The sequence below is a fragment of the Dokdonia sp. Asnod1-B02 genome (assembly GCF_045063955.1).
In the GTDB taxonomy this organism is placed as follows: Bacteria; Bacteroidota; Bacteroidia; order Flavobacteriales; family Flavobacteriaceae; genus Dokdonia.
Genome location: NZ_JBEFNW010000002.1, coordinates 3,079,396 through 3,097,341, shown reverse-complemented (window position 1 = coordinate 3,097,341; position 17,946 = coordinate 3,079,396). Strand labels below are relative to the sequence as shown.

The following is a 17,946-nucleotide window of genomic DNA, read 5'->3' as shown; positions in this document are numbered from 1 at the left end:
CAGCGAGAGCTGTCGTTTTTTTGTTTACTATTCTTGCAGACATCTCTCTGACTCCCTCTTCAAAGAGGGACACTGTTGTGGTTTGGATACTTTTTATTTTGCGAAGCAAAATGAAAAGTATCGTGAGTATTCCCCTCTTCGAAGTGGGGTTAGGGGAGATGTTTTTAAAATCATTTCTCCAACCCCTTCTCCAGCGCTTTCTTAATTCCTTCCAGATTCTCTGTGAATTCCATCATTTGAGAGAGCACTTGTGCCATCTCGTTCTTGTCTCCAAAACCTTTGAGTTTATTATTTTTTACAAAGGTTTCTTTCATTGTGTTCCATCGCGTGGCTTGTGTTTCGTCTAGCGAGTTGATGAGTTCACGATATTTTAACAAGTTTGCCTCTGCGCTTGAGGTGAGTGTTTGTGACTCGCTTTCATAGTGGGATAGGAGCAATGTCGCAAGCTCAGCGTCGTTCATTATAGGAACCACTTTTGCCACGAGCTTATTCATGTCACGGTATGACCCTTGAAGTTTAAAAGAAGGCTCTGTGCGGTAGGCATCTTCTTGCGCGGCACTTCGTATATACTCTGCATTTACTTTGAGCACAGTGTTTCTTATAGTAATTACCTTCTCCAGTACTTTTGTATAATCGGCCACTTCTTGTGCAGTGTGATTACCTTTAAGTTGGGTGTCTTGTGTCCCATTTTCAATACGATCTATGAGTGTATAGATATCATCAAAATGCGTACTGCTCAATTGCTGCAGTAGCGGATTTGCAGTAAGCGAATTCTCAATAAGACTCAGCTTAAACAGATGCTCTGTATCTCCTATAATATCCCCCAGGTTATAAATGTCTGCCCTGTTTGCCAGCATATCTGGAATACGGAATTTCTCTCCACTCTCTGTATACGGGTTACCCGCCATTATCACACAGAATTTCTTACTGCGCAGATCATAAGTTTTGGACTTACCATTATACACACCTTCAATCTTACGTGTACCATCAGAAAGGCTAATGAATTTTTGTAAAAATTCAGGATTACAGTGTTGGATATCATCTAGATATAGCATCACATTGTTACCCATCTCAAAAGCGACGTTGAGTTTTTTGAGCTCTTCACGAGCTGCGCTATTTGTGGCACTTTCTGGATCTACAGAAGTCACTTCGTGACCTATTGCAGGGCCATTAATTTTTACAAAAACGAGTCCTAGACGGTTTGCTATATATTCCATCAGGGTAGTTTTACCATACCCAGGAGGCGAGATAAGTAGCAACATACCCATACGGTCGGTACGTTTATTATCGCCTACGGTTCCTAATTGCTTTGCAAGGTTATCACCAAACAATGGGAAATACACTTGGTCAATCAGCTTGTTACGCACGAAGGATGTAAGCACTCTTGGTTTAAATTCGTCGAGTTTTAAATTCTCTTTCAGCGTTTCAGTAACCTCGTGTTTTGCTTTCTTAAATGTTTCAAAAGCGGGTACTTGTTCGGTTACAAATAAGTTAAGTCTCGCCGTAAAGTCATGGTAATTAAAAGTAAAAACACCGTCAGTAATTGAGCTGTGATCACCGCTCAAGCCTGTGATTCTCTCATGAGGAGAAGCTGCTTTTGTTTTTAAAATAGACTCGTCTTCAAAGAGTAACAAACATACTACTTCATCTACATAACGTAGGTCTGTAACACTTTCTTGAGTACGTACAAATGCCGTTACCCATTGTTTTACAAGTTGAACTTTCCCCTTGAAGTTAGGTAGTGATTCATAACTTTTCTTAAACTTAAGATCTGCTTGTTGTTGCTTTAACGCTTTCGCGAAAGCGTCTTTCAATCGCACAGCAACGCTACTGCGCACAAAATCTGTGTCTTCTTGTAATTCGTCAAAAATGTACTTTGCTATAGTTTGACTCAAATCTGGTGAGAAAAGGGATTCCGCTTTCGCGAAAGCGTGTATCTCATCACTTAAAGTCTCAACAATAAATTGATATTCCTTTGCATCTGGAAAAAACTGTAACACCTCTCCCGAAGCCTTTATAGACTGGTTGAGCGTTTTTTGAGTGTTTGGGTCAATGCTGTTCCAAAAATACTGAGCGTACGCCCTAATTTCTGGTGCGTAGGTGAGTAAACCTAGCTCGTTGTGTTTATGTACGAGTACCTTTAAAATTTTTGAAGCATCTACATCGTGTACGCCTTTTACATAACCCTCTGCATAGTCATTGCGACTTTCTTCTTGCACAATCGCAAGTAGCGCATCATCGCCAGCTTCTAGTAGCGTGTGTTTGTCAAGTTTGTTAAATAATTTATAAGCCAAATACGCACTGCGATACACTTCGCTAGTTTCTGAAACAAACTCCTGATTCCAAATATGGCGAGAAGCGAGAAGCGTTTCATTTGAAAGTTCTTGGTAAAAATCTGTTCCCGTAAGGTGATAGTTAAGCGCACCATCTTTGAGCACAATAGTGAGGTCAAGTGGTTGCTTGTTTACACCAAATTTATGCTTACCAAGTCGTATCACCGTATCTCCATCTTCATAGAGATCTAGTTTGTCTTTGAGTTTGCGCAATGCATCTTCACGAGCTGTTTTAAGTCCAGTCTCAATCTCTTCTGCCTTTCCAGTGTCTTCTTGCTCCTTAAGTTGCTGTACGATATCGCGCACCTTATTGATCATAAGATCTGCGGCAAAATATCCGTTTATTTCCGAAGCTGTTTTAAAGCTTTCGGCTTTTTTACGTACACCTTTCAAGATACGTTCTGAGGCATTTTTTAATGCCATTGCCTTTTTATTTCGCTTTTCTATCAGTGCATTTTTGCGTGCTTCAAAAGCTCCGTACACTTCCTCGCGCTTTTCAATTATAAGCGTGATAAACTCATCCCAATCTGCAAACTTCCCTTCTAGCTCTTCTAGCTGGATAGAGATTTTAGTCTGGAACTCATCACACTTTTCTGGCGTGGTGGCAATATCTAGGTAGTTTATGATACTCTGATCAATAAGCTTAAGCTGCGCAGCAAAATCTGCTTGCGCCTCTGCACTTCCTAGTGATTTTTTCTTATTCTTAATCCCAGCCTTCAACTGATTGATAGTCGCAAAAATGAGCGAGATATCATCAATAATTTTAGTAGAGTGGGAGGTGTCTTCTATATCAAGGTTAGACACGATATCGATAAGTAGTTCTAGATCTGTGGCAATCTGATTTACTTCTTCTTCAAGCTTTTTGGCTTCGATCACTTTCTTGATCTTTTCCATTTCGCCTTTCTTCTCAGCTACCGCTTCATGATAAGGTTTTAAAGCTTTGTCGTCTAGTAAGAACTGTACACACTTCTCTGAGATCTTTTGGGTCTGTACCGCGATTTCTTCCTCTAACGTTTTCACGAAAGTGGGATCTACATAGCGTATGTCATTTAACGAGATGGTCTCGCCACGTAACGATCGCAGCTGTGTGAGCAATGCCACAAAATCATTGATAGATTTAAAAGAAGTGCTTTTTATTTTGCCAAAAATTTCGTCAGCCTTTTTCTGAATCTCTTGCGTTTGCTTGGCAGCATTACGCTTAAGTTGGACCACTTTTTCAAATTCATCGATTGCTGCATTTGCAGCTCCGTTTATCTCAGTAAGTGGTATGTTAAGCTGTTGCGTTTCTGGCTCTGGAAGCCAGTAATAGGCGTCAAGAATATCTTTAGAAAACTTGGCTAGATCACTATATAATCCATCGTAATTATCCTCCTTGTTGAGTAGTGTGACAAGGCCGTTAACCTCTGCCATCGCTTTTACGATATCTTTATTTCCTATTTTATATAGTAGCGTGTCCTCGTGTTGAGAGGGCATATAATCGCCCTTTAAAAATGGGGTTTGCCAGATCTGTATGACGTGATGCTTGGTTTGCTCATTTTCGGTTTTAAAATAGCTGAGTTCGCCATTTTTTAATACGGTAAATCCATTACAGATAATAGGAGTTTTGATTTCTTGAGTAATCACATTGTATGACATCAAGTTGTAAAGTCCTGCCTCTGGGGAGTAAAAAACATACAAGAAATCTTCTCCGTTAGGCGAACTGATTTTTTCTTGAAATTTTACGTTTGGGATTGCATTATCAAAGATGTTATACTCTCCCGTTTGTAAGTAGTACCCTGTCGGGAAAATGATACCTTGATCATCTGGAAGCAGTACACAAGTGTCTTTTACACTCTGTATTTTTTGAACTTGCTTGAGCTTATGATTATAGACAAAATAACGAGCTTCCTCTTGAAAAGGTTTGATCTCAAGCGCCAGTAAATTACCAAGATCTGCATAACGGTATTGCCCATCATCAAGTGTCTGGTCGATGTGCTCCACAGGTTCATCAAGGATTCCTTTTCCTTCTTCTGTGTTGTCCTCTATTTTAATAGTAAGATCACCACCTATGGTTTCTACAAAAACCTTGTCAAGTATAGAAACGTGTGCGTGCACACCATAACGATGCATATCGCGCGTAGCTTCTAGCCACTTAAAATCATGTTGTTTTGGAAACTTGTATTCATGTTCACTACGATTATCTACGTATTTTAAGGTGTCGTCGCTTATAAGCCATTTAAATGTTTTAATATCTGTAACACTATCACTTAGCTGAAACACCATATATAGGTAATTCCCTATGATGGCAAACTTTGAGAAAATAGTATTTCGGTAGTACTTGTATAGATTTGCAAAATCAAGAAGAAAAATATCATCTTCCAGTAATGTTAGTGGTCTTGGCTCAAAACGATTGTCTTTGAATTCATAAGCACTAAAAACATCACTCAAGTGAATGTCTGTGCGCAATCCAAAATGCACATTATATCCAAAAAGGCATAGATTATTGAGAGAAACGATGTCTCGAGCAATACAGTTGTTTTCTGTATTGATACGGTCATTTGCAATGAGCTTTGTCTCAAGAGAGCCAAAGACATCTTTACGTTCCTCATTCAGTTTTTGAAGGCGTTCTTGGAGATCGATTTTCTGCTTTTGCAGTCTGCCTTGTATGATCTCATAAGTACCGCCGTCTAGTGACTGTGATGCTTTAGGTTGTGTATCTGGAGTTTCGTTTGCCATAGGTGCTTTTGGGAGTAGTATTATTTAGTTCACATTAGTCGATTATTCTTCCACCTAAGTTTTGTGACATCTGTTTTGGTTTGATATAGATAACATTCTCCCCATCAAAATCTACTATCCCATCTCGATGAAATGTGTAAATCATCTCCTTGATTTCCATCTTATCATATCCTTTAGATTCACTGCAAAGTTGGTCAATGGAAGTTTCCTTTTTATCAGATAAATAACCTAAAACATAAAACTTCAATCTATCAGGTTCACTAGTATTAGTTTCCCCTATTGAAGATGTGAAGATATGTTTTTGCATAAGATCCATTTGAACCTTAAGTGCTCCAAATGTATCAGTGTAAGTTCTGTTTGATATATTTTCCAACTTTTCTATAGCATTCTTAATGTCAATTTGCATTAAACTAGTTTCCTTATTTTGTTTCGTACTTTCTCGATAGAACCAAAATGATAGCACTATAGCTCCTACAGAGAGGATAGTTGAAATAACTATAGACACTATATTCAATAAAGTCTGTGAATCCATAAATTAAAATTTTCTTTCTCTCATCCATTTATACTCTTCCTCGGTATGACCAGACGCCCACCAATCATTTTGAACCCTGATAACAATTAATTTGTCATTTCCAGAAGTAAAATTTCTTATGTTATCTATAATTTCTCTTGATGTTTGAGTAGTCTGTATAAACCAAGTGGATTCAGATTGATGCCACCATAGTCCATAGCTTTTAATAGCCTCTATGATTGAGTTGTAGTTTTTACTCTTCAAATCGTATGATATACAATAAACCGCCATAAAATTATTTATTAAAAAAAAACAGCAGTCTGAGTTAGTTATATAGACTGCTGTAATTTTGAGATTTACTTCAGTTTCTTATCAGATAATCCTAATCCCTTTGCAAGGTTAGATAGGTTGCTGAATAAGGTTTGCTCATCATTATCTGAAGACTTAGATTTTAAATCCATCAAAAGATTTGCGATGGTCACATTCTTAAGATCCTCAGAAGAGATGCCGTACTTATCTGCAAATTCTTTTACTTTTTCAAGCAAGTTTCCTTTTACATCATCACTACCTAAAATGGCATCTTTTACCTCATGCACGGTGTCAGAATGCTTCACTAATCTGTCGTATCCTTTGGCCTTTGTAATTTGCCCGATAATCTGGTCAAAGAACATGGTCTCACCACCTACAATATCAATGTTTGCAGCTTTAAGAGCATCACCAATAACTTGTGCTTGAGCATCTGCAATATCTTTCTGGATATTGATTTCAGCAAGGTCAACTTGAAGTTCTTTATCAAGACGTAGTTTAAACTCTTCGTGGTCTTTACCTACACCGTCAAGTTTCTTCATTGCATTTGCCTTCTCTTCGATTCCCGCAGCATCTGCAAGAGCTTTCTCTTTGATTACATCTGCCTCTGCAAGTCCGTCTTGGCGTTTTGCTTCTGCTTTTGCTTGGATTCCGGCTGCTTCTGCAAGTGCCTTCTTCTCAATGATAGTCGCTTCTACAATACCTTGACGCTCGTTTGCATCTGCCTTAGCGTGCATTACTTGCGCCTCAGACATACCTACGGTTGCTTCTTCCTTAGCTTGTGCTTCTGCAAGAATCTTACGTGCATCCGCTTCTTTCTCACTTGCTTCTTTATGTGCAAGCGCTTCGATATTAATTTCTTCAGCTTTTTGCTTAGCAGCTTCTTTAGATGCCTCAGCAGCTTTGATGGTTTTAATCAAATCTTCTTGAGCAGCACTCTCAGCATTTGTGATGGTAACTTGTTTGTTACGATCTGCAGTTTTGAAAGCCTCAATATCTTTCATATTCTCCTGCTCTTCAACCACTCCTTTTTCAAGAACTACGCGGTCTCTTATCACATCTTGAATATTCTTTTTCTCAACCTCTACTACTTTCTCTTTTTCAATCTGAGCGAGTGTAACTACGCGTTCTCTTTCGGTTGCTTCTAGTAAACGGTCTTTTTCTACACGTTCTGTTTCTACAGCCTCGGTACGTTGCTTGTTCTTTTCGGCAACGATAATCTGGCGTTGCATATTTTCTTCGGCAACTTTTACCTTTTCTTCGGTTGCGATACGAGCTGTTTCAGACTTGAGACGCTCTTCCTCTGCTACCTTTAAAGTTTCGGCACCTTCACGAGATTTTATGTTTGCAATCTCACGGAGTTGTTGTTCTTCTTTTTCTGCTAGTTGTTTGTCTAGTTCAAGGATTGCTTCACGAGCCTCTACATCTTGCTTACGGATCGTTTTTTCCTCATCACGCTTAATCAAGTTAGATTGCACGTTTTGTGCAGCAGTAAGATCTGTGATCTTCTTAATACCTTCTGCATCAAGAATATTATCTGCTTTTAAATAAGAAACAGACGTTTGCTCAAGATAATCGATTGCACAATCTTCTAGTGTATAACCATTAAGATCTGTACCAATGATATCTACAATCTCATCACGAAACTCACGACGAGATTCATACAACTGTATAAAGTCAAATTTCTTACCTACGGTTTTAAGCGCTTCAGAGAATTTTGCTTCAAAAAGATCCTCAAGTGTTTCTTGACGTGAAGCTCTTTCTACACCGATGGTTTGAGCCACTTTTTTGATGTACTCCACTTCGTTATTTACACGAACAAAAAATGCCACTTTAATATCTGCACGCATGTTATCCTTACAGATAAGACCTTCGGTCGCGAGACGCTCAATTTGGATTTTCTTTACAGAAACGTCCATTACTTCTACACGGTGGAATACTGGAACTACATAAAGTCCCTTGTCTGTTGCAACTTTTGTTCCACCAAATCCAGTACGGACCAAGGCTTGACCTTGATGTACTTTTTTGTAGAACATCGCGATGATTGCGAAATAAACGACAACGAGAAATAAGAGGATTCCTATTCCGGTAATTACAAACGATGGGATTGCATCCATAGAAACTGATTTTTGGTTTTGGTTAATTTTCTTTTAAATAGTAATGATTGGTATCAGCATAGATTAAGCTTTACTGACGTAGAAATAATTTTTATCTGTTGATTGTTTGATGATTAGGATGCTTTCGCGAAAGCGTAACTCAGAACCATCTAGTGATTTCACATAAATGCTCATCGTATTGCCATCTGCCTGAAGCTCCGCATTACCCATTTTATCTCCAGAAACTGTGGATAATAAAGTGGCTTGTCTACCAAGAAAATCTACTGCCTTGTCCCCATCTTTATTCAAATTCTTGAAGAATGACTTGAAAGGAGTCGTGATAATTTTATTAATAAATAGCGCAGGAATCATAAAAGCTAAGACGATAAGGTGCCCAAATGTATTCTCGTAACTTCCTGTAATAGATGTTACAATAAGGGAACAAAACCACCATATAAAGATCCAAAAAGTAAACGTAAACATAAATGGAAGTCCGACAAAATTGAAGTAAATCAAAACGACTTGCCACCATTTAAGAGGCTTGCGTTTTCTATTTACAACGTGTGATCGATCTACCTCTGCATTTGCTACATCTGAGAAATCCATATTGCCGCCTTCAAGACCAGAATCCAGATCAATATCTGCATCTACGTCCACATCGATATCGATGTCCACATCTACATCTAGATCAAAGTCTACACCGCTGATCATTGTAAATATCCAATAGACAAGGAGTAGAGACAGTAGTATCGTTAACGTGATGTTTACTGGTGAAAATAAAATTTCGAAATAGTTATCCAATGGTTAGTGGTTTTAATGGTTCATAATCCAAAGTGCTAGTAACGCAATGCGGTGCGTCCTTATGCTTTGTCCTTGTCGAGACCTAGTTGTTCCTTAAGCTTTGCTAGCTCGTCATCTACTTTTTCTTTGCTAGTATCTGCCGCGGCATCAATCTCGTCATCTATGCTTTTATTTGCATTTGCAATATCGCCATAAGCGTCTGCAAGTGCTTCTTCTTGAGCTACTTTTTCCTTCATGCGTTCTAGCATACTTACGGTTCCAGTGTTGTCAAGAGCAGCCATTTGCTTGTTTACATTCTTAGTGGCAGAGCTTACTTTTACTCTTGCTTTAAGTGTTTTAAGCTCATTCTCCCAGTTGCCTATATTATCTTTTATAGTCTGGATAGTAGATTGAAGCTGGGCTACATTTCCTTCAAATTTTGTGGTGTCTTCACCAGCGCGATCTGCATGAGCTTGTGCTTCTTCCTTTTTGGCAAGCGCCTCTTTTGCTAGACGGTCTGCATCTGTAGCTTCCATAGATCCTGCGTGCGCTTTTTTAAGTATAGCAATTGCTTTACTTTCATAATCTTTTGCTTTTTCCTGGTGTTCATCTCGCTCATTTTTAGAACGGATGGCCATTGCTTTTACTTGAGCCATTGCTTCTACACTTTTGGCAAGATCTTCTTTCATATCTCTTATGCCTTGCTCGGTCATTTTAATAGGATCTTCCATGTTATCAATAGAAGCATTTGCTTCTGCCTGGCCTATTTTAAAAAGTCTTTTAAATATGTTCATAACGTTGTGTTTTAGTATTTTGAAAATTCGATAATGTGATCTGAGTATTCACTCATTAATAAACTGAGCGAGTTTAAGCTTCCTTCTAGTTCGTTTAAGTCTAGATTTTCTATTTGTAAGGTATCTCTAAATATTACTTTCTTCCCTGTCTCATCTAGAACAAATGCTCCGTGAATGATATCGCGGTTTTTTTGTAGCAGACTTTTAAAAATCTTTTCAGACTGGTTATTTATGGTAAAAATAAACTGCTCTATGATTAAGATAGGAGGAGCAACGCCTAGAATGAGGTTTTTAATTCCTGAGTTTTCTTTTTGTACTACCATAATACCATCTTCTGTATTTTCTGTGGTAATATTAAAGTTAAGTTCCAGTAAAAAATCTCGTGTTATATTAAAATGGTTCTTCATAAAGAGTGTTGATGTTGTATTCCAATGCGTTGGAAGGTTAATAATACGAAAACTTGTCTCTGTAAATACCCAATTGTTTATAACTGGCTCAGGATGTAAATAATTAAAGTGGTCATAATGATTGATTTTTGATTGATGAATGTTTGATGATGCAATTACGCTTTCGCGAAAAAGCTAAATAAATTAGCAAAAGTGAATTCTTTTTGCTAAAATTGTTAGGTAAATATACAGATAAATTTATCATTTGCAAATAAAATTAGCAAAATATGTCATTTTTTGGAAAAAACATACGAAAGATTAGAACTGTCAAGACATTAAGTCAGCAGTCGTTTGCTGAGCTGTTTGACTTGAAAAGAGGGACGTTAGGAGCTTATGAGGAAGGTAGGAGTGAACCCAAAATAGATACTATTATTAAAATTGCTAATTATTTTAGCATACCTATCGATGACTTGCTCACAAAAGAGCTTACGGTAAATAGTTTACTCAAATTCAAAGCAAATCTTACAACAGATCATGAGATCATCACAAAGCAAGCCTTTGCAAGTATTCCTTGCATAACGTCAAAAAATGCAAAAGAATATCTTCTCTATAATGATAAAGAAGCTTTTGTAAGTGATATGCAAGTATTACAGTTACCTATCAATCCTGAAAAGGAATTCAGAGCATTTACGGTAGATAATCTAGAGATGAGTAGCAATGACAAAGGACTTTTTCCTAAGGATATTGTAATAGGGGAGATGATCCCAAAAGATGTCTACAAGAAGCTAAATAATGGTCATCTAGTACTCGCTGTATTTGAAGATCAGCTTGTGTTGAGACGATGCTATCTGTCAGGAAATACCATAACACTACGTGCAGATCATAAGAATATAGATGATCTTGAATTCCCTATCAAGGAAGTGAAAGAACTGTGGCGCATACGCTATGTGTTTTATCACAGAGTGCCAGAACTTGCAGATGGACTTGAAGAGAAAATGGCGATGCTTCAAGCGCAATTCTTACAGATAAAAGGTGAGTTATAAGCTCAGCTTGTATTTTTAAAATAACAAAGGCTCGATGATATCGAGCCTTTGTTGTGTATTGATTTGATTGATGAGGTAGTATTTAATCTTTTGAGCGTATGATACCTCCAGAATAACTTTCCTTTGGTTTGTCTACGTTTGCTGGCTTCCCATAATAATTTATGACACCACCTGATGATGCATCTGCTCTTAGATCTTGTGATGCATATACATCCATCACTCCTCCAGAAGAAGCATCTGCGATAGCAGATACAGATTTGAGCTTGCTTATTCTTGCTACGCCACCACTAGAAACAGATGCATCTACACGATTTGCTGTCCCCGAGATGCGTACTACACCGCCGCTACTTACGTTGGTCTCTACGTCATTTACAGTAACCTCAACACGTAAAGTTCCTCCAGATGATGCGTCTAGATCTATTTCATCTCCAGTGAGCGCTTCTTTTGTAGTAAGACTAGCACCACTGTTTACACTCACTTCGGTTAGGTTTTCTGAGTAGGTTACAAAAACCTTTTTTGAGGTAGCGCTACCTATACTCTTATCACTATAGATTTTGAGCTTACCGTCATTTACATAAATATCGGCAGCGTTTACTATGTTTTCATCTGCTTCTAGAATCACAGAGTTTGAGTTTCCTTTTTCTAGAAAAACTTCCCATCCGTCGCCAGCTGAGACTTCGTTGAAGTCTTCTGTGATATTTAAATCTTCTGTAACTACATTTCCATTGCCTTGTAATTGACCTAAGTTGAGGTCAAACTGACAAGAAGTTACGAGTGTAGCGACGAGAATTCCGATGATAAATTTGATGATTGTTGTCATGATGGTTGGTTTTAGATTGATGAATTATTGATTGTTTTGATTGATGATGTAAAGATGTAGATAAGTCCGCTTTCGCGAAAGCGTAACTTACTCAATTGTAGTTTTTAACGGATGAGTTGCAAATAGATGACTAGTGCAGGCTTATTACTCGCGTAATTATCCATTTCTTATCTGTTTTTTTAAATATGGTGATAAACTTACTAGGTTCAGAATAGCTGTCTTCGTTAAGGTTATGAAAACTATGTTTCCCTAAAGCTATGGCTCCAAAATCCTTAATCTCATGCACCTCAAAAGTATCTGGAGTAAGTATTCTTTCTACCTTGCCGCATATATTTGCCTTCATAGAGGTCATATAATCTTCTTTACTTGTAGCCAGTCCTCCTTTATCATGGTAGAACTCTAAATCTTCTGATATGAGTGAAGCATGAGTCTCGAGGTCACACGTATTGTAGGACTCAAAAAGGGCAGCATCTGTAGCTAGAATCTCTTTGTAAAGACCACTGTCTTTAGAAACTTGTGCTACTCCTAATAATGGGATTAACAGTAGGATCCAGAATAAGTTTTTAAGTGTATTCATAACTAGTTTAATTTTTGAATTTCGGGAATGATAAAGGTGTCGAGTAGTTCGGCTGTTTGATTATGTGCTTCTATACCTTTAGTAAAAAGCGAACTAGTAAGAACTACAACAAGGTCTAGGTCGTCAAATACGGCAATTTTGTTTCCCCCATTACCTAGCATAAAATATCCAGTCTCTTTTTTGTCTTTTCCAAACTCTCCTATCCACCATAAGTATCCGTATTCATAATCTGGACTTCCCATAACGGCTTTTGGTTCTTTAGACGCTTTCGCGAAAGCGGAACTAATAATTTGCTCCCCTTTCCAGTTACCGTTGTTGAGATAAAGTTGTCCAATCTTAATGAGATCTTTACTCTTAAGACCTAGGCCGCCGCCAGTCATAGGGATTCCTGTAGGAGTAAGCTGCCAGTGATAATCTGTAATGCCCAGCTTTGAGAAAAGTGCAGTTTCTGCATACGTTTCTAAGGAACCTGAAATTGTATTAATCACATCTCCTAATACAACGGTTCCAGCAGTACAGTAGCTAAAATCTCGACCGTAAGGACTGTCTTCTGGTTTAGTTTCCCACTCTGGATACCCCTTAACAGGTAAATCCCAATAGAATTTTACCCAATCTTCAAGGAGGTACATTTTTTCTTCTTGACCACGAGAAATATCATTCCAATCATCACATTCAAGTATAGATGACATTGTAAGTAGGCTCTCGATGGTAATTTTTTCTTTACGGGTATCTGGGTTTTGAAGATTTTTTACCTGAGCGTATTTCCAGGCCGGTTCTTGCGTAGATGATAATTTACCATCATTAATAAGTGTTCCTATTAAGGTGCCAGTAATTGATTTTGTTGCAGATCTAGTATTATGTAAGGTAGCGGCTGTTGCATCATTATAGTAATTCTCAAAGATGATTTTTCCTTTATGTGCTATGACAACACTTGACATTTCTTTAAAATGTCCGCTAGTGATGAGACTGTCCATTTTATTTAAATTCTCTTGAGCAATACCAGATATAGCTGTAGAAATTGCAAAAAGCGTAGCATAAATAGTTTTCATAATATAGATGGATTGTACGTTGCAGAAATCTCAACAGATTGAATGTTGAGATTTTGCAAGCGCACTGATTGGTTGATTGGTAGTGTTTATGCGGCTTTCACTAAAGCCAAAACTAATTATCGTCTCCTACTGTACTAGGAGCCTGTGGAGGAGTAGGAGCCATATTAGGGTCTTTGCTTTTTGGAGCATCAGGAGTATCTGGAGCATCTGGAGCATCAGGAGCTTGATTATTTGTCTCCCATGCTGGTGTATCTTCACCTTCTCTATAACTACGCTCTTCCCAAGCGTCATTATCATCAGACTGTTGCCAAGAATTATCATCATCATTGTCACGATCTTCTGGACAAGTGCTGCATATAAGCTTGCCATTACCTACGGTAAGAAATTTTTCTTCATCACCATTATCTAGAATATCACGAGACTGTCTATCGTTTTTATGATAGGAGTAGGTGTTTTCGTCTGCAATAAGCGTAGTACCTTCTGGAAGGTAGATAATCACTTGTACCTCACGATCATTCCAATTACTTAATGATATTTCCGATGATGTAGAAGTGAAGTAACTGTCTAAGAATAGCGTTTTATTTTCAAGTCCAAATGTATAATTAATACCTGTAGCGATATCCCGAGCCTCGTCATAAGTAAAATGGTCTGCTCGTTTCTCTAGTTGAATATAAGCAGTGCTATCCTTTGTACTCCGCACAATAAGCCTTAGATCTCGTTCTATTAACATATTTTGACCGTCAATCTTTGTGATTTTTCTGTTTCCTTTAGATCTCATTAAGGGAATATCATAACGATCACTCTCTCGCATCTGTATGCGCAGCGTGTCACTTGCTGTAATAGCAAGTTCTGTGCGCTCTACTACTTTGCCAGTTTCTGTGTTAGAATACTTAATAGCTTCTTTTACAGAAAATACGCCTATTACTATCGCAGATACTAGCCATAGGCCAAAGAGGCTAAGCTTTGCACTCACCGGCATAGATTTTAGGTTAGAAGAAACAATTTTAAGTCCTAAATAAAACAGGAAGAAGAAAGGGATCCCAACTGCAAATAATGTGAGAAGAAGTACAAGCCAGATTGGTAACCCCGTCTCATTATTAACCCAAGGTAAATCTGCTAGATTAGGAGTAAAAATATCTACCACTCCTCCAGTAAGTAACGTGATTAATAGTGAAATAACCACTGTAGCACCCGTGATTATTAATAGTACGCCCACAATTTTTGCAATGATTTTAAAGAAGAACATGATGATCTTTCCTAAAGTCCCAAAAACTCCTTGAGCCCCATTTTTAACCTTATTACCGTACTTATCGTAATCGACATTCTTAACCGTGTCTGCAACATTTTCAAATCCTTCTTTTACTTTTTCTGTGATATTGTCAATGTTAACAGCCTTTCCCCGCATTGCGAGTTTATCTGCCGTAGATTGTGCTTCTGGTACAAATACCCATAACGCAAGATATATAAGAGCCGTTCCACCTAGTGTAAACCAAGTAAGAGCGATAAGCAATACCCATCCTACACGTACCCACAAAGGATCAAGTCCCATGTAATGCGCCATACCGCTAGATACACCACCTATGTAAGCATTATCTGTGTCTCTAAAAAATCTGCGGTCTGAGATGCGCTTAGCTTGTTGCGTTTTACTTGAAGAGCGGCTAGATGATTTTTGAGAAGATGCTGTGTCTTCAAAAATATCGTCATCTACCATATAATCTTCTGGTTGTCCCATGATAGCGATAACCTCGTCAAGCTCCTTAGTGCTTATGACCTGGCGTTCGTCTTTAATGCGTTCAGAAAAAAGTTCTGAGATACGCGCTTCTATGTCTGCTATAATTTCGTCTTCCCCTTGTACACCTTCAAAAGAACGTTTGATGGCAGCAAGATATCTCTGTAATTTACCGTAAGCATCCTCATCTACGTGAAAGAAAACCCCTGCTAAATTTATGTTTACTGTCTTATTCATTTTGTTGCGGTTTTAGTGGCGGTTACTACCGTTACTGCGGTCTGTAACTCATCCCAAGTGGTTGAGAGTTCTTTTAAAAATATTTTACCTGTTTCGGTAAGTCCGTAATATTTACGTGGTGGCCCGCTGGTAGATTCTTCCCAGCGATAATTGAGCAAGCCAGCATTTTTGAGTCGTGTAAGTAGTGGGTATATCGTTCCTTCCACCACCAGCAACTTAGCGTCTTTAAGTGTGCCTAAGATCTCTGCTACGTAGGCATCCTCGTCTTTTAATACAGAGAGGATACAATACTCTAGCACGCCCTTACGCATCTGCGCTTTGGTGTTTTCAATCTTCATAGATTTTCATTTTTAAATGCATTAAACTGTTCGTTTTTGTCCCAATAACTATTGGGAGATTGATTGATTGATGATTTTTCTTTTTTTACGCTTTCGCGAAAGCGTAACTCATATATTAAACTACCGTTTTATCCTCAATAGGTGATGAAGTCTCTTGAGTCTCTGCTGAATCTGAAACCGAAGCCGCAGAAATAAAGTTGATGGTAAGCGGAAACTGATATATTTCTCCTTGTGATGCCTTAACTGCTGCCGAAATCACCGTTATAATTTCTAAAAGAAAAATTCCCAATGCAAGAATGGCAACCACTATTGCGGTAACAAGAAACCCTCCTAAGTCGGCAAAATCACTTGGGTCATTTATGTAACCATTTGTGAGTAAGCTCTCGCTTCCATTACCTGCACTTATTGCGAAATAAATAAAGAATGGAATGCTAATGACAACTAAGGCAATGAGGTATAAGAGAATACTTAGTTGAAAATTGATTGCATCCCTACCATGCTTGTCTATAAAAGCGGCATTCCTTTTTTGAGCGCTCCATAAAATGAGAGGTGCGATAAAATTCCCAAAAGGAAATAAGTATTTAGAGAATGTAGATAGGTGTATTAAAGTGCCTATATTTTTTTGATGTGTTGAAATGCTAGTTTCCATAGTCTATTAATGTCTTATGCAAATATATGTCTAAAAAAAGGTACTTTGTTACGCATAGTACTAAAAATTAACTTTTAATTAAGATTTGTGAATCTGCTTGTTTGAGGTGAAATAAATAACTAATGTCATGTAAATAGAGTGGTGTTGCGTATTACAGCTTGTGAAATTGTTCTTTTGTCTAAAAACTTTAGTTTGCAACTTTCTAAAATTTAACATTTACACGAGCGTCTTAAATTTGCACGATAGAAGCTAATTAAGGTTTCTTACAATTAAATAGTAATGCAAACAAGACATATTTTTAAAACCCCCTTATGTATAATAGTGCTATTATTATCTCAGATAATGTGGTCTCAGGTTGGAGTTAATACTGCTCACCCCACCACAATGCTAGATGTAAATGGTGATTTGCGAGTGCGTAATGCAGCAGCTAGTACATCTACAGATGATGTACCTCTAGTAATTGATAGCCATGGTAATGTAAAGAAGCAACTTAATAGTCTAGTAGGTAACTTTAGAGGTCGCTTAATTTCTGATTATGATTCTAGACTTGCCGGTAATATTGCAAATGATAATGGTATTTATAAGATTAATACTATTACAGAGCTTATTGATTCTGGTAGTGACTTTAACGATGCTACAAGTACATTTGTAGCTCCGCTAGATGGAGTCTATGAAGTGACCATAACTTTAACTGTATCTGGAATATCTACTACAAGTGCAAACTATGTTGCAGGGTTAATGGATACTGATGGGAAATGGGTTATGCGTTTTTCAATGCCTAGAGAGGAGGTGAACGGAACAGGAGCTGTAGGGAGTGCAAAAACATATACAGGTATTGCAGAGCTTACGGCTGGAGAATCTTACAATTTTGGATTTGCTTCAGGGAATTTTGTACTACTTGCTAATCCCGTAGGTAATAGTGGTACTGGTATAGGTAGTTATCTTAAAATAGAACTTCTCAACAATTAAAAATTTATATATTCATTCTTAAAAGGTTCTCATTTGGGAACCTTTTTTATTGCCTATTTTTGCCTCAAATAAGATATTATGTCATTCCCCTTACCTGGTAAATTCAACACGTTCACAATGTTTAAGCTTCCATCTGCGTGGCTTACTGGAGTACGTGTAAAAAAACTTTCTCCTAATTCTTGTACAACTTCTGTAAAACACAGATGGATTAATCAAAATCCTTTTAATAGTATGTTCTGGGCAGTACAAGGTATGGCTGCAGAGCTCGCTACGGGAGCTTTAGTGATTGCTCACATACAAGAAAGCGGTCAGAAAATATCAATGCTTGTTGCAAACAATAATGCAAGCTTTACAAAAAAAGCTACAGGAAGAATTCAATTTGTATGTGATGATGGTCTAGCTATTAAACAAGCTATAGCAAATGCAGTAGCTACAGGAGAAGGGCAAACATGCTGGATGAAAGCTGTAGGGACAAACAAAGATGGTGTGCAAGTGTCTGAGTTTAACTTTGAGTGGACACTTTTAGTAAAGAAGCCTCGTAAATAATAAGTAACTTCGTTTTCAATAAGTTTTATCTTTAAGTCTATCTGTCTCATGCGCTTTATGTAGAGACT

General features: G+C 37.8%; 16 protein-coding genes. 3 read left to right on the top strand and 13 right to left on the bottom strand.

Annotated elements, in window-relative coordinates; translation table 11 throughout:
• Positions 1-170 precede the first annotated feature (170 nt).
• The 7 genes from ACJJVU_RS13875 to ACJJVU_RS13845 all read right to left on the bottom strand — a co-directional run bounded on the left by ACJJVU_RS13875 (position 171) and on the right by ACJJVU_RS13845 (position 9,942).
• A complete protein-coding gene (locus tag ACJJVU_RS13875; protein ID WP_405226583.1) occupies positions 171-5,048 on the bottom strand; it encodes a DNA repair ATPase in 4,878 nt (1,625 codons plus the stop codon).
• Between the two features lie 34 nt (positions 5,049-5,082).
• Positions 5,083-5,580, bottom strand: a complete 498-nt coding sequence (locus tag ACJJVU_RS13870; protein WP_405226580.1) for a hypothetical protein — start codon at positions 5,578-5,580, stop codon at positions 5,083-5,085.
• Between the two features lie 3 nt (positions 5,581-5,583).
• Positions 5,584-5,850, bottom strand: coding sequence for a hypothetical protein (locus tag ACJJVU_RS13865; protein WP_405226577.1), 267 nt, complete (start codon positions 5,848-5,850; stop codon positions 5,584-5,586).
• 65 nt (positions 5,851-5,915) lie between these two features.
• Entirely contained in the window at positions 5,916-7,982 is a 2,067-nt protein-coding gene (locus ACJJVU_RS13860; RefSeq protein WP_405226574.1) for an SPFH domain-containing protein, read from the bottom strand.
• A gap of 63 nt (positions 7,983-8,045) precedes the next feature.
• Positions 8,046-8,762: a hypothetical protein gene (locus ACJJVU_RS13855; RefSeq protein WP_405226572.1), complete on the bottom strand. Its 717-nt coding sequence runs from the start codon at positions 8,760-8,762 to the stop codon at positions 8,046-8,048.
• A 59-nt stretch (positions 8,763-8,821) separates the two neighbouring features.
• Positions 8,822-9,535, bottom strand: coding sequence for a PspA/IM30 family protein (locus ACJJVU_RS13850; protein WP_405226569.1), 714 nt, complete (start codon positions 9,533-9,535; stop codon positions 8,822-8,824).
• Between the two features lie 11 nt (positions 9,536-9,546).
• Complete coding sequence (locus ACJJVU_RS13845; RefSeq protein ID WP_013749943.1) at positions 9,547-9,942, bottom strand: molecular chaperone Tir; 396 nt, start codon at positions 9,940-9,942, stop codon at positions 9,547-9,549.
• Positions 9,943-10,208: 266 nt separating this feature from the next.
• Here ACJJVU_RS13845 and ACJJVU_RS13840 point away from each other — a divergent pair, with 266 nt between their 5' ends.
• Positions 10,209-10,964, top strand: a complete 756-nt coding sequence (locus tag ACJJVU_RS13840; RefSeq protein WP_298326531.1) for a helix-turn-helix domain-containing protein — start codon at positions 10,209-10,211, stop codon at positions 10,962-10,964.
• A gap of 82 nt (positions 10,965-11,046) precedes the next feature.
• On the opposite strand, the gene ACJJVU_RS13835 is transcribed toward ACJJVU_RS13840, so the two are convergent.
• The 6 genes from ACJJVU_RS13835 to ACJJVU_RS13810 all read right to left on the bottom strand — a co-directional run bounded on the left by ACJJVU_RS13835 (position 11,047) and on the right by ACJJVU_RS13810 (position 16,363).
• Positions 11,047-11,784: a head GIN domain-containing protein gene (locus ACJJVU_RS13835; RefSeq protein WP_405226566.1), complete on the bottom strand. Its 738-nt coding sequence runs from the start codon at positions 11,782-11,784 to the stop codon at positions 11,047-11,049.
• Positions 11,785-11,914: 130 nt separating this feature from the next.
• Entirely contained in the window at positions 11,915-12,361 is a 447-nt protein-coding gene (locus ACJJVU_RS13830; RefSeq protein ID WP_405226563.1) for a nuclear transport factor 2 family protein, read from the bottom strand.
• A 2-nt stretch (positions 12,362-12,363) separates the two neighbouring features.
• Positions 12,364-13,410 (bottom strand): serine hydrolase domain-containing protein, encoded by a 1,047-nt coding sequence (locus tag ACJJVU_RS13825; RefSeq protein ID WP_405226560.1) that lies wholly within the window; start codon positions 13,408-13,410, stop codon positions 12,364-12,366.
• Positions 13,411-13,522: 112 nt separating this feature from the next.
• Positions 13,523-15,376, bottom strand: coding sequence for a PspC domain-containing protein (locus ACJJVU_RS13820; RefSeq protein ID WP_405226557.1), 1,854 nt, complete (start codon positions 15,374-15,376; stop codon positions 13,523-13,525).
• On the bottom strand, positions 15,373-15,714 hold the full coding sequence (locus ACJJVU_RS13815) for a PadR family transcriptional regulator (RefSeq protein ID WP_108878113.1): 342 nt from the start codon (positions 15,712-15,714) through the stop codon (positions 15,373-15,375). Before ACJJVU_RS13815 ends, ACJJVU_RS13820 begins: the two co-directional genes overlap by 4 nt.
• 115 nt (positions 15,715-15,829) lie before the next feature.
• Positions 15,830-16,363, bottom strand: a complete 534-nt coding sequence (locus ACJJVU_RS13810) for a DUF4870 domain-containing protein (RefSeq protein WP_405226553.1) — start codon at positions 16,361-16,363, stop codon at positions 15,830-15,832.
• Positions 16,364-16,705: 342 nt separating this feature from the next.
• Here ACJJVU_RS13810 and ACJJVU_RS13805 point away from each other — a divergent pair, with 342 nt between their 5' ends.
• Both ACJJVU_RS13805 and ACJJVU_RS13800 read left to right on the top strand, forming a co-directional pair.
• Positions 16,706-17,332 carry a hypothetical protein gene (locus tag ACJJVU_RS13805; RefSeq protein ID WP_405226550.1) on the top strand — a complete coding sequence of 209 codons (627 nt, stop codon included), beginning with the start codon at positions 16,706-16,708 and terminating at the stop codon, positions 17,330-17,332.
• A 78-nt stretch (positions 17,333-17,410) separates the two neighbouring features.
• Positions 17,411-17,878, top strand: a complete 468-nt coding sequence (locus tag ACJJVU_RS13800) for a DUF4442 domain-containing protein (RefSeq protein WP_405226547.1) — start codon at positions 17,411-17,413, stop codon at positions 17,876-17,878.
• Positions 17,879-17,946: the final 68 nt, after the last annotated feature.

Excerpts from the sequence above, each read along its gene's own strand:
- ACJJVU_RS13805 (WP_405226550.1), top strand. The coding sequence starts at position 16,706 with ATGTGGTCTCAGGTTGGAGTTAATACTGCTCACCCCACCACAATGCTA.
- ACJJVU_RS13815 (WP_108878113.1), bottom strand. The coding sequence starts at position 15,714 with ATGAAGATTGAAAACACCAAAGCGCAGATGCGTAAGGGCGTGCTAGAG.
- ACJJVU_RS13800 (WP_405226547.1), top strand. The coding sequence starts at position 17,411 with ATGTCATTCCCCTTACCTGGTAAATTCAACACGTTCACAATGTTTAAG.
- ACJJVU_RS13840 (WP_298326531.1), top strand. The coding sequence starts at position 10,209 with ATGTCATTTTTTGGAAAAAACATACGAAAGATTAGAACTGTCAAGACA.
- ACJJVU_RS13810 (WP_405226553.1), bottom strand. The coding sequence starts at position 16,363 with ATGGAAACTAGCATTTCAACACATCAAAAAAATATAGGCACTTTAATA.
- ACJJVU_RS13845 (WP_013749943.1), bottom strand. The coding sequence starts at position 9,942 with ATGAAGAACCATTTTAATATAACACGAGATTTTTTACTGGAACTTAAC.
- ACJJVU_RS13830 (WP_405226563.1), bottom strand. The coding sequence starts at position 12,361 with ATGAATACACTTAAAAACTTATTCTGGATCCTACTGTTAATCCCATTA.
- ACJJVU_RS13820 (WP_405226557.1), bottom strand. The coding sequence starts at position 15,376 with ATGAATAAGACAGTAAACATAAATTTAGCAGGGGTTTTCTTTCACGTA.
- ACJJVU_RS13870 (WP_405226580.1), bottom strand. The coding sequence starts at position 5,580 with ATGGATTCACAGACTTTATTGAATATAGTGTCTATAGTTATTTCAACT.
- ACJJVU_RS13865 (WP_405226577.1), bottom strand. The coding sequence starts at position 5,850 with ATGGCGGTTTATTGTATATCATACGATTTGAAGAGTAAAAACTACAAC.
- ACJJVU_RS13835 (WP_405226566.1), bottom strand. The coding sequence starts at position 11,784 with ATGACAACAATCATCAAATTTATCATCGGAATTCTCGTCGCTACACTC.
- ACJJVU_RS13825 (WP_405226560.1), bottom strand. The coding sequence starts at position 13,410 with ATGAAAACTATTTATGCTACGCTTTTTGCAATTTCTACAGCTATATCT.
- ACJJVU_RS13860 (WP_405226574.1), bottom strand. The coding sequence starts at position 7,982 with ATGGATGCAATCCCATCGTTTGTAATTACCGGAATAGGAATCCTCTTA.
- ACJJVU_RS13850 (WP_405226569.1), bottom strand. The coding sequence starts at position 9,535 with ATGAACATATTTAAAAGACTTTTTAAAATAGGCCAGGCAGAAGCAAAT.
- ACJJVU_RS13875 (WP_405226583.1), bottom strand. The coding sequence starts at position 5,048 with ATGGCAAACGAAACTCCAGATACACAACCTAAAGCATCACAGTCACTA.